The sequence below is a fragment of the Streptomyces sp. NPDC048383 genome, from assembly GCF_040651775.1.
Lineage (GTDB): Bacteria > Actinomycetota > Actinomycetes > Streptomycetales > Streptomycetaceae > Streptomyces.
Map to the genome: position 1 here is coordinate 110,544 of NZ_JBEZKS010000011.1, position 11,558 is coordinate 122,101.

An 11,558-nucleotide genomic window follows, 5' to 3' on the forward strand; every position below is an offset into this window, starting at 1 on the left:
TGCATCGGGTTTCGGCATGTGAACAGGGGGCCGGGAACGGCGACGGGACGGCGGGGCGGAGGACGAGTGGAGGACGAGTGGACGATGAGCCGAGCAGGGGTCTCAGCCCCGCCCTCTCCCGGCCGGAGTCTCCTTCCGCTCGCGCCGGTCCCGGCGCTCGACGAGCCGCCGTACGACGCGGACCAGCTCGGCGGGCTCGAAGGGCTTGGCGACGAACGCGTCGACCCCGGCGGCGATCCCGGCCTCGACCTCGTACTGCGTGCAGGCGCTCACGATGGCGACGGGCAGATGCCGTGTCCGCGGATCGGCCCGCAACTGCGCGGCGGCGCCGAACCCGTCCAGGCGGGGCATGACCACATCGAGGGTGATCGCGTCGGGGTTCACCCGGTGGACGATGTCCAGGCACTCGACACCATCGTTCGCGGTCACGACCTCGAAGCCCTCCAGCTCGAGATTGACCTTGATCAGCTGCCGGATGACCTTGTTGTCGTCGACAACAAGCACCCGGCCCGAGGCGCCTGGCACAACTCGAGAGTAGGTTGCCCTAAGCCCCCGCGTCCGGGTTTTCGCCACTTCCACCCCCTCCGGGCAACGGACCTCCCCCTCCCACCCGAAACCGTTCCTGATCACCCCGGGGATGCTGGTAGTGTTCAACCCGTCGCCGCAAAGCGAACGACACGCCCCCGTAGCTCAGGGGATAGAGCAACGGCCTCCGGAGCCGTGTGCGCAGGTTCGAATCCTGCCGGGGGCACTTCGCAAGGAGTGCTAAAGAAGCCTCTGACCTGCAGAAATGCAAGTCAGAGGCTTTCTTGTTCATGCCAAAAGACACATGGCCTGTGTGACCGTTGCACCTTTCAGCATCCTGCCCCGCACGCGTCCCCGACCTGCGCTTTCACCTCGACACGTCGACGGGATCGGGCGTGCCCGACCTCGTGGCTCCCAACCGGCTCGCGCGGGAGAGTGCGTGGGACGCAAAAGGCCTACGCGGACCGCTTGATTCTCCGTGAGAATCATGACGGACCTTCAGTTGTACTCGTCCAGAAGCGCGTCGATGCGTTTGTTCGCGAGGGCCTGGCGCCCCTAAAGGCACTTCGCATACCGGGTTATGAGGACCTCTACGCTGTTCCCAACCCGTTCGGCGACTTCGGTGGGATCGACGCCGGCGTTCAGCCAGGTGGACAGGGCCGAGTGCCGCAGGTCGTAGGGGCGGGCGGCGAAGGTGGATGCCACCAGGCCCGGCGAAAGCGCGAGTTCGCGGGCCTCGTGCCAGGCACGGTCGTAGGTGGGGGATCCCACGATGCCGCCCTCCTCGTTCAAGAACAGCCGACCGTCGTCCGCGGTGCCGAGGGTGTCGACGCTCTCCCGCCACAGGCTGACGAGTTCGTGCGGGAGTGGCACCGTACGCGTGCCTCCCGGCGGTCGGCTCTTCAAGCCGCGCAGGTCGTGATTCTGTCCGCTGTCGGTCCACCTCTTGCCGACGGAGGGGCGGGTGGCCTGAAGGACCACGCTGCCCCACACCTCTGTCGACAGTTCGCAGTCCGGCAACGTAACCGCCACGGCTTCGGCCGGCCGCAGCCCCCGTAGTACATCCCGGCGAAGAGGCCGACCAGCCTCCGCCCCCGCGCCCGCCCGTAACCACCGACGTAGGAGACCGCACAGAGCGGGTTCCGGGCCTGCACGGGATTGACGACCACCCGGGGATCGGCCTGCTGAACGGTTTCGGTGCTGCGCCAGCTGATGTCGGCCAGCGGATCGGCACGGAGCTGACCTAGCTCGATCGCGTACCCCACCGCGTTCACGAACGTCATCCGCTTGCGCCGCTGCGTCGCGGCAGCCGCGACTGCCCGCCGCACCAACTCGTCATCCGGCCGGCCTCGCGTCCTTCGAAGCGTGGCCTCGGTGATCGAGCACAGAGCATCGTTGGTCTCGCTCCGGGTCTTTCGAGCGCGCAGTGCACCGCCTCCTGGCGGGTCACAGGGTCTCCGCCAACCGGGAGTTCTTCCGCGTCTCCCCGGATGTTGCCAAGAGAGCGATCCACCATTGCCAGCAAGTCGTGACCGGTATTGGCACGTGGGGGTCGCTGCCCGCCGTCCACCGGCTGCGGGCCGGCGATCGTGTTGCCCTACCGTTCCTCGACCGCGAGGGAACCGCCCACAACCGCCTACTCATGGGTCGAGAGCGCCTGGTCGCTGGAGACCGGCTGGTGTGGCTGTCGGATCGGGAGGGGCCGGACAACTGTCGGAGTGTCGTATTCGAAGCTAAAGGCTTCTGCCAGGTGACGTATACGCGACACGCCCTCAGCCTCCTGAGTACGACAACGGACGCGGCGAGCCCCCTGAACGGCCATGGTCAGCACTGATCGCACCCGTCCCCACCCTTGTCGCCCCGGTGCCTTGTGCGCCAGACGTGGGCACCGAAGGCGACGTCTGACGCGCGCCTCCTAGCCGGCCGCAGTAAGGGTGGCGGCCAGTAGGCGGGCGCTCGCGGGGGCGCCGCGACCCGGTTCACCGTAGGCAGCGTGAGCGTGGTCCAGGGTCGGCATGAGGGTCGGGGCGCGGTCGGTGGGGGCGCGGTCGAGGAGTGTGGTGCCCGTTTCGGCTTCCTGGGTGGGGGCGTAGCCGGCCGTGCGGAGGGCTGACAGCGTCTCCTCCGGCGGGGCTGTGGAGATCAGGACCGTGGGGGCGATCCGGCGGAGTCGGAGTTTGGCCAGGCCGCGGGCCTGGTCCACCTCGGCGATCAGGGCGATGTCGTCGGAGCGAATGCAGCAGGCCGCGCGGACCACCTTGAGTTGTCCGTGGGTGCGGGCGGTGTCCTTGATCGTGTAGGCCAGTGGTTGGGGGAGGGGGATGTCGCGCTCGCTTGCCGCCGTGAGGCGGTCGAGGAGTTCGTCCGCGCTCCAGCCGGCGTCCAGGGCCCGGCGGACGGAGGTTGCCGTGATGCGCCAGACCACCGCGTGGCCCTCGGACTCGATGTCCCCGACGGTGGAGAGCAGGTCGGCGAGGGCGGGTGCGGGCGCGCCGGTGACGGTGGCGGTCAGGTCGCTCTGGAACCGGGCCTTGTCGCTGGGCTCGGGCAGCGCTGCGTACAGCTCCTCGCGGAGGGTGGCCACCGCCTTCGCCAGGGTGGGGCGGAGGGCAAGGTCTTCGCCCAGGCCCTCCGAGCCGCGGGCGGACGGGTCGGCGCCCGCGCCGGGCACTGCCGGGTAGTGGTGTGCGGCGCCCGCCTCCAGCAGGCGGCACAGGGCCCGCCCGACGGGGGTGAGCGCGCCGTGGGCGACCACGCCGAGCAGGGCCGCCTCTGTCAGGGTGGCCGCCATGCGGTCGAGGACTCCGTCCAGGCCGGTCAGCTCCCCCGTGGCGTCTGCGGCCAGGTGAGTGCGCAGGGCGGGCTGGAACCATGCGGCCAGGGCGAGCAGTTCGGTGTATCCGCGCGCGTTCGCGGTCAGCCCGTGTCCGTCGGGGAGGAGGGCGAGCGCTCGTAGGACCCCCGCGCGGAGGGTCACGGCGTCCTCGTCCTGCGGGCTGATGAGCGCGACCGGGGTCTCGTCGGGGTCCGGCCAGTGGCTGAGAACTGCGGGGACCACGGCCCAGGCTGCCAGGAGCGGCAGCAGTTTGCCCGCGGGCGGAGCGGCGGCCCAGGCGTCGTAGCGGTCGCTCGGCAACAGCCGGGCGGAGGGTTTGGGGGCCTTGGGGTTCCGGCGGCCGCGGAAAGCGGGGGCCGGTTCGTCGTCCCGGGGCGCGGCCAGTCCGGCGTTCACCGCGAGGTCCAGCCACAGCCGGGTGCCGGCCTCATCGGCCCCGGCCGCCTTGGCCAGCCGCCGGGTGTCCCGTACGGCGATCCCGCCCGCCTTGCGAATCGCGACCGGCTCGGCGGCCAGCGCCCGCAGTACCAGTTCGGCCCGCCAGGCGGCCGCCGCGGCGGCCGTGCCACCCTCGCCCTCCCAGCCGGACGGCAGCGGCGCGGTGGCGGTGAACGGCTCTGGTTCCAGTCGGGGGCTGGGTGCCGCGCCCCCATCGCGGAGCGCACGGGCGACCTCGTAGGGAAGCTCCACCAGGTCGAGACCGACGGGGACCAGTAGTCCGCGCGCGGCCAGCCAGTCGGTGCCCTCGTCACCGCTGCCGCCCTCCCGGAAGACGTACTTGGAGTCCGGTCCCGCGTGCTGCTCCCCGTACCGGCCGGCGAAGCAGTGGGTACGCAGCAGCGGCGGGCCGGGTACCAGGTGGTCCAGCAGCTCCAGCGCCCGGGCCGGGGCATCCGCCACCAGTGCCCGCACCCGGGCGGGGTCGGCGAGCAGGGCGGTGATCAGCTCCTGGGCCTGGTCGCGGGTACGTGCTGCGCCCTCGCCGAGGAGGTTTGCGGCGATCCGCTTGACCTCGGGGGCGTTGTAAGCGGTGGTCAGCAGCCGGTCGGCCGTACGCCCGTAACCGTCGAACCCGGCGGCGCGGACGTGCAGCAGTGGTGGGAGCGCCAGTCGGCCCTTGGGCGCGGGGAGCAACAACGCGCGCTCCCGCAGTCGGGTGAGTGTGTGTTCCGCCCGCTGCCGCTTCTCCCCCGGCTCGAACCAGGACAGTACGTCCCCCTCGGGCACCAATCGGTCCGCGGGTTCCACCGGGGGAACGGGCTTCCGCTGTTGCCAGGGGTATCGGGGCCCATCCTCGTCCTCCCCACCGGCTGCGGGGCCGTGCCGCTCCAGAGCAAGGGCGGCGATGGAAGCGAGCAATTCCAGTTCTCCGGCGGTGCCCGCCAGCAGGCCCTGGCCCACCGACTCGTCGGTGAGCAAGTGTTCGGCGAGCTCGCGGACGGTGGTGATCCGTCGGTACCCGGCGGCGAGCGGCAGATCCCGCTCCTCCAGCAATGCGGTCAGCCGCTCGGGATCCAGGGTGCCCAGCCATTTCGCGAGGGCGGTACGCGCATTCACCCGGCCAGGCTAGCGCCGTCCGGTCACCCCGCGGGGGTGAACCGGCCGCGTCACCACCCTCGCGGTTTCCCTGACTACTGCCAGGCGCGAACAAGGTCCTCCGGACCCCAATGCGCCGCAAGGGGCAGATCGTCCTCAACACCACAGCGGGACACTGCCACCAGCGCCGTGTCCCGCTCGGCGCCGGGCACAGCGAGCACGTCTCGTACCAGGGCGTCGTACTCACGTCGGCCGAACGGCTGCGACTCCAGCCACTTCACCGAGCCGATGAAATGGACCTGACCTGCCACGGGTTCGCGGTCGGCTCCGATCAGGTCGATCTCCGGGTTGTTCTGCCGGTTCCACCAGCCCCCGACCGCCTCCGTCTGCGGCCACATCTCGTCGGGCAGCAGCCGCAGCAGCGACTCGCGGACGACCGGCTCCACGGCCCGGCCCCGCCATGTCGTCCACGACCGCTCGATGCGCTCCAGCGCCAGATCACCACGACCGCGCTCGATGAACGGGATCCCGCGTTGCAGGAAAGCAAGCCAGAACCGCAGGTACGGATCAGCGATGCGATAGCGCTTGTTCTTGCTGTCCGCCTTGATCGAGAGCGGCAGGTCAGCGGCCAGGACTCGCTTGGCAAGCAGCGTGTTCAGCAGCGGAGACAACGTGCCCGAGGGCAGTGCGCCGGCACCACCGGCTTGCGCGGCAATGGTGGAGAAGGTCCGCTCGCCACTGCCGACCGCTTCCAGGATCGCGCGCGAGTGGGACGCCTCGGGAAACTCCCCCAGCAGCGACAGCTCGCCCGCCACCAACAGCGGGGCAAGCGGGTTGGACACGGTCTCGCGCAGAAAGTCTCGGCGGCCCATCCCCGGCCGCCAGGACTGAACGATTTCCGGGAACCCTCCGGTGATCAGCAGCGCGTCCACCGCTTCCGCCGCGTCCAGACCGGTCATCGCCTGCACATCGGCCAGATGCAGCGGCCGTACGGTCATCTTGGACGCCCGGCCGAAGAACGGGCGGCCATAGGACTGCAGCGCCTCCATCACCGACATGTCACTGCCGACCAGGATCAGCAGGACGGGCTTGGCGGACAGGTGCCGGTCCCAGACCGTCTGCAGCGCCCCCTCGAACTCCCCGTCCTGCTCCACCAGCCACGGCACCTCGTCGAGCACCGCAATGCTCGGGACATCGTCCGGAATCGCGACCGCCAGGGAACGCAGCGCCTGGTTCCAGTCGGAGGCCTGCAGCCCGGCCACCAGCTCGGCCCCGGGAAGAGGGGAATGCGCCAGCGTCGAGGCGAAGTCCGCCCGCTCGGCCACCGCGTTGCGTCCCCGGGTCGCCTGGAAGACCACGTACGGAAGCCCGGAACGGTCGCAGAACTCCTGGACCAGACGAGACTTGCCCACCCGGCGCCGGCCCGTCACGGTCACGGCCTGACCACGCGTGGCGCCCGTACCGCTGACCACCAGGCCCAGCTGCCGAGCCAGCTGATCCAGGTCGGCAGACCTGCCCTTGAACTCCATCAGCGCCCATTCCTGGCATTCAGCAAACGTAGGTTCGATATTACGTAGATTGAATCTTACTTAGACCCTAGCTCGCTTCTGGCGCTCTCACCGGCAACCCCACCGAGGCGGAGGGGAAGGGATCGGCGCGCTCCGCGCCGGTCAGCGCGAAGGCCGGTGGCTCAGCCACAGGTGAGGGCGGTCGGGCGCCCGTGGTGGCCGGCCTGAAATCAGACGGACGAGGCCTCACCCTGGGTCTCCCGGTCAGTCGAATCCCTGCCGCAGCGCGCACGGTGGTAGCGGACGTGCGTTTCGCTGATGCGATGGGCGGGGTGCCGGCGGAGCTCACCGATGGGGCTGTCGTCCGAGGTCGTACGTACGGTTCCGTCGGGGTCGATGTAGATCGCGAATGTGTCGAACTGGACATGGTGGTTGGGGCACAGCACCAGCAAGTTGGAGAGTTCGTCGGGGCCGTCGTGAGGACGACCCAGGCCGCGGATGTGGGCGGCTTCGCTGTAGGTGCCGAAGCGCGTGGGCAGTTGCAGGCCGCAGACCTGACAACTGTCGCCGTGCAGCCCCTTTGCCTTGGCCGTCAGTGCAGTGTCCCGGACGATCCGGGAGTAGGAGCCTGTACGCCGTCCGGCGGGGCCTGTTCGCCCATCCGGGTTCTCTGCGAGATGCGTCGTGCCGCTCGCGGTTTCGTAGCCGCCCATGCCCAGTCGCGCCATCAGGGCATGCTGGTCGACATCGGCCAGGTGCATTTCGCACAGGACCGCAACCGCCTGAGACCGCACGAGGGGATCGCTCAATATCCGCGCGGCCCCATCGGTCAATCCCCCCTTGGGGTTGAGCCTGTCGAACACTGCTGCACGGGGCCCACCGGGCTCCTCGGCCGGGAGACCATGGACATCCCACAGGCGGCTTGTCCGAAGGTGCCAAAATGGATACTCAGGGGTCACGGAGGACTCGGGGAGACCGAACTCGGCGAGCAGTTCACTCGCCTCATCCCGGAACTGGTGCCACGGTGCCAGGTGATGCTGCCCCGTAGCCACCCTGGAAATTCCCCATAGGAGAGCCAAGGGCTTGTGCCTGCTCTGCCGGCCGTTTCTGCGGTGAACCTTGAGGCTGCGGAGCCTCGCCATGAGCATGTTCGCCGTCAGCTCTTCCAGGCGCCCTGATGCCGCCAGAGAGGCTGCGGCAGCCTTGTCCGCCTTACGGGGTGCGGGAAGGAGCGCCGACGGCGCGCGGACGTTCTCCGAAGCCGAACGCTCCGGGACCCCGGCGCCGGTGCACGGTACGGCCTGAAGCCGCATTTCGGGCAACACTGCATGTCCATGTTCCACCCACCTGCGCCAGGCGCGGGGAGCCAGCGCCAGTGCATCGGAGGCTGAGACCCCGGTGCTTCCCCGGGCTTCGATCCAGGACCAGTCGACCCGGTCATTCTCCGCACTCAGATCCAGGACGGAAAGGTCGTAGCGGTAGTTCGGGAAGGCTCTACCGTTTGCCTCTTGCTCGATCTGTTCGGCGTGCTCGATGACGGCCATGCCGCAGAACTTCACGTACCCCTTGCGTGACCCGTTGCGCGAGACGGCCTTGAATACCAACAAGGGCACGGCCAGCGCACGCCGCTCCGGAGTCGCTGCCCGGTGTTCCGCCAGCGCCTCCAGCAGAACGGTATTGCCCTGCGTGCTCCCCACCGGATCCGTGTGGTCGACCCTGTGGTCTCCGAAATAGCGCACTCGACCGTTGTCCAGGTCGAACACGTCGTGCCAGGGAGTATCGTCCGTCCCCGCCTTCCACGGGCTGGAACGGATGAGAACTGCCGGACGCCGCTGCCCGCCCAGCGCTTTGACCTTGGCCATCGGGTTGATGCCCTTGCTCAGCTGAATCTGGGCGAGAACCTGGGAGGCCGTGACGTGATGAATGTTCGGGTAGCCATCGATGAGTGGTGTGGAAGGATCTCGGTTCATACCGGACCGCAACACCTCGCCGAGACGCAACTGGCTCCCCATTGGCTCTCCCCCGATCCAAGTCGCTCTGCGCCTCCGATCTTGCCAGGTTCGAGTTCGAGGAGTCTTGCGTGCTCCCGGAGCGCTCCGGCGCGCCGGCAAGGGCAGTTGAAGACCGGCGCCACGCCGGCCTGCTCATCGCCGGACCGAGTCCGGGGGCAGGACCTCCACCGCCAGCAGGCAGGTGTCGTCCGCCAGTTGGTCTTCCTCGTACCAGGTCATCAGGGAGTCCAGGGTGGCGCGGGCGCCGAGGCCCGCGCAGGTGGACAGGCGGTGGCGGAGTTGCGCGATGCTGTCCGTGATGTCCTCGCCCCGGCGCTCGACGAGGCCGTCCGTGTAGAGGAGGACGAGGTCGCCCGTGGTCAGCGGCAGGTCGGCGGTCTCGTAGCGGCCCCCCGGCAGCATGCCCAGGAGCGGGCCGCGGTGCGAGGTGTCCAGCACGGTGGCTTCGGTGCCGCGGAGCAGGAGGGGCGGGGGGTGGCCGGCGCAGGCCCAGGTGAGGCGGCGCTCGGCGTCGATGTGTCCGATGACGGCGGTCGCCGTCTGCGCCGACGGGTCGGCGCAGAGCAGTTCGTTGAGCCAGGTGGTCAGGTCCGCGGCGTCCGTGCCCGGCGCGTGGGCGAGGCCCGCGAGGGCGTGGCGCTGCTGCGCCATCCGGGCGACGGCTCCCAGGCCGTGGCCGCAGGCGTCGCCGACGGCGAGCAGGATCCGGCCGTCCGGCAGGGCCCGGCACTTGTACCAGTCGCCGCCGATCGCGGCGTGCGGTTCCGCGGGCAGGTAGGCCGCGGCCACCGCGTACCCCAGGCCGGCGAGCTCCGTCGAGTGGGTCGGCAGGAGCGCCTCCCGCAAGGCGGAGGCCACGCGGCGTTCGGCGGCGACCTGCTGGCGGAGCCGTTCGCCTTCGCGGCGGGTCTGCGCGAGCCGGGTGCGGGAGCGGACCTGCGTGGTGAGGTCGCGCGCGATGAGGTGGAACGCCCAGGGCACGGAGTCCTCGTCGATCACCGGCCGGCCGAGGACGTGCAGCGTACGGATGTCGCCGCGCACGTTGAAGCGGATGTCCTGGCCCGGTGGCTCCTCGCCGTCGAACAGGGCCCGCAGCAGTCGTCCGAACGCGGGGACGTCACCGGGCGGCACGGTGTCGCACAGGTCGGTGAGCGTCATCGGGCGGCCGGGTTCGGTACGGAAGATCGCCGCGAGGCCGTCGGACCAGGTCGCGGCGCCGGACAGCAGGTCGAAGTAGGCCCAGCCCATGCCGGCGATGTGCTGCGCCTCCAGGGACAGCACTTCGGTGGGCTGGTGCGCGGGGCGCCACGTGGCGAGGACCTGGCCGCAGCAGGAGGCGGCGTCGTAGAGCAGCTTCGTGCGGTGGAGCCCGTCGGGGCGCCATTCGGTGTAGTCGACGGGGTGGGCCTTGAGGGCGCGACCCGTACGCAGGACCTCGCGCAGGGCGTCGAGCAGGCCCGCGCCCTCGGCGCCTGGTCGTACGTCGCCGAGGCGTTCGCCGACGAGCCGGTCGGGGGCGTCGAGCCAGGCGGAGGAACGGACGTGGTTGCCCGCGCGGACGCGGAAGTCGACGGTGCGGCCGCGGTCGTCGGTGACGGGCGCGAGCAGGGCGGCCGACACCGGGATCGCGGGCAGGGTGGCGCAGACGCAGGCCCAGGGGTCGTGCCCCTGCGCCGCGTCGCCGCAGCCGTGGCCGCGTGCGTCGCTGCCGCCGCACGGGCACTCCCGGTCGGCGGTCGGCGCCCGGGGGTCCGGGGCGGGGGGCTCGCGGCGTACTCCGGCGCGCCGGGCCGCCGCGGTCCGTAGGGATGCCACCTCGCCGGCGATGAGCTGCTTCAGTCCCTCAGGGTCCTGGGGAACGGCCGGGCCCATGGCTCGCCTGCTTTCTCGGTGCGCAGCGGCTCCCCGCCATCGGCCGGCGGTGAGCGTACGCCCATGCTGCGCACGCCTCGCGCGCCCGCGCACCTCGGGGGCGGGGGCCGGCAGGCCCGGCCGTCCGCCCCGCCGGGTCCGTACGCCGGGGGTGGCGGGGCCCCGGGTCAGGCGGCGAGCCAGGCCCTTCGGTGGCGGGCGACCGCGTACACGAGGTCGACCTGTTCAGGGGCGAGCCGTCCGGTGAGGGGACCGAGGGCGGCGACCTCCCTTTCCCGGTACACCCGGACCCGGGACCGGCCGGCCGCCCTCGGGATCTCCCGCGCCCCCACGAAGACGAGGACCGGCTCCACCTCCACGGGGAACGGGCAGTGCCGCTCCAGGACGCCACGGGCGAGCGCCGCCTCGGCCCGGCTCCGGGCCGGGTAGGGGTGCGCCGGCCCGTGGTCGACCTTGACCACGTCGTCGCCCACCCAGATCGACTTTCCGCCGAAGTTCTTGGTGTTGACGGTGAAGACCCCTCCCGGTCCGACGAGCAGGTGGTCGATGTCCCCGCCCCGGGTGAGGGGGATCGAGTGCAGGACCTTCCAGCCCTGGGACCTGAGGCGGTCGAGTTCGGCCCCGGCGATGCGCTCGCCGGCCAGTCCCTTGAACCAGGGGTCCCATTCGGTCTCGCGCCGCAGGAGCCGGTCCAGGGTGCGTCGGAAACGGCTCGGGCCCTTCGAGCGGAGCATCTCCTGTATGCCGGAGCCCGGCCGGTTGAGCGCGAGGTCGTCGGGCGCCCTCAGCGGCGGCAGGCTCCGGGTACCGGTGCGACCGCCGCGGGAGGCGGGCGCGGGTCGGGCGGGGGGCTGCGGGGCGGGGGCCGGCGGGGTGTGGGCCGGCGGGGCCAGGGGCGGCGGGGCGGGCTCGGGGCGGCGGGGATCGGCCGCGGGCTGCGGTGCGGGCGGCTCCGGGAGCTCCGCCAGGTGCCGTCCGAGCAGGGCGAGTGCCTCCTCGCGGTGTTCCTCGGCGAGGACCGTCACCCGGCCCGTCCGGCAGTCGGCCCAGGCGACGGCGGCGCCGTCCGGCAGGTTCACGTACAGCCGGTCATGACCGGACCTGCGCCACCGAGACACCTTCAGTCGCCCCACACCGCCCCCTGACCCGTCGCGCCGCCCCGTCCATGGGAACAGTCGGACCGCGCCCCCACAAGATGCCCTGCTCGCGGGCCGGACAACCCGGGACCGGCGGCGGCCCGTTCCGTAGGAGACGTGCGGGCGTGGCCGC

8 protein-coding genes and 1 tRNA gene are annotated in these 11,558 nt (G+C 71.1%); 2 read left to right on the forward strand and 7 right to left on the reverse strand.

Annotated elements, in window-relative coordinates; translation table 11 throughout:
• Positions 1–102: 102 nt before the first annotated feature.
• Positions 103–573 carry a response regulator gene (locus AB0D46_RS10870; RefSeq protein WP_362876965.1) on the reverse strand — a complete coding sequence of 157 codons (471 nt, stop codon included), beginning with the start codon at positions 571–573 and terminating at the stop codon, positions 103–105.
• A gap of 106 nt (positions 574–679) precedes the next feature.
• On the opposite strand from AB0D46_RS10870, the gene AB0D46_RS10875 reads away from it, so the two are divergent.
• Positions 680–751: transfer RNA gene (locus tag AB0D46_RS10875), tRNA-Arg, on the forward strand.
• A gap of 329 nt (positions 752–1,080) precedes the next feature.
• On the opposite strand, the gene AB0D46_RS10880 is transcribed toward AB0D46_RS10875, so the two are convergent.
• Complete coding sequence (locus AB0D46_RS10880) at positions 1,081–1,398, reverse strand: hypothetical protein (RefSeq protein WP_362876966.1); 318 nt, start codon at positions 1,396–1,398, stop codon at positions 1,081–1,083.
• A 553-nt stretch (positions 1,399–1,951) separates the two neighbouring features.
• Between AB0D46_RS10880 and AB0D46_RS10885 the strand changes: the two genes are divergently transcribed.
• Positions 1,952–2,359 carry a GIY-YIG nuclease family protein gene (locus AB0D46_RS10885; protein WP_362876967.1) on the forward strand — a complete coding sequence of 136 codons (408 nt, stop codon included), beginning with the start codon at positions 1,952–1,954 and terminating at the stop codon, positions 2,357–2,359.
• A gap of 81 nt (positions 2,360–2,440) precedes the next feature.
• On the opposite strand, the gene AB0D46_RS10890 is transcribed toward AB0D46_RS10885, so the two are convergent.
• The 5 genes from AB0D46_RS10890 to AB0D46_RS10910 form a co-directional block, all read right to left on the reverse strand.
• Entirely contained in the window at positions 2,441–4,918 is a 2,478-nt protein-coding gene (locus tag AB0D46_RS10890; RefSeq protein ID WP_362876968.1) for a helicase-associated domain-containing protein, read from the reverse strand.
• 74 nt (positions 4,919–4,992) lie between these two features.
• On the reverse strand, positions 4,993–6,426 hold the full coding sequence (locus tag AB0D46_RS10895; RefSeq protein WP_362876969.1) for a DUF234 domain-containing protein: 1,434 nt from the start codon (positions 6,424–6,426) through the stop codon (positions 4,993–4,995).
• 209 nt (positions 6,427–6,635) lie between these two features.
• Positions 6,636–8,417 (reverse strand): HNH endonuclease, encoded by a 1,782-nt coding sequence (locus tag AB0D46_RS10900; RefSeq protein WP_362876970.1) that lies wholly within the window; start codon positions 8,415–8,417, stop codon positions 6,636–6,638.
• Between the two features lie 132 nt (positions 8,418–8,549).
• Positions 8,550–10,289 (reverse strand): PP2C family protein-serine/threonine phosphatase, encoded by a 1,740-nt coding sequence (locus tag AB0D46_RS10905; RefSeq protein ID WP_362876971.1) that lies wholly within the window; start codon positions 10,287–10,289, stop codon positions 8,550–8,552.
• A 167-nt stretch (positions 10,290–10,456) separates the two neighbouring features.
• The gene (locus tag AB0D46_RS10910; protein WP_362876972.1) at positions 10,457–11,368 is read right to left on the reverse strand and encodes a nuclease-related domain-containing protein; all 912 of its coding nucleotides are present in this window, start codon (positions 11,366–11,368) and stop codon (positions 10,457–10,459) included.
• Positions 11,369–11,558: the final 190 nt, after the last annotated feature.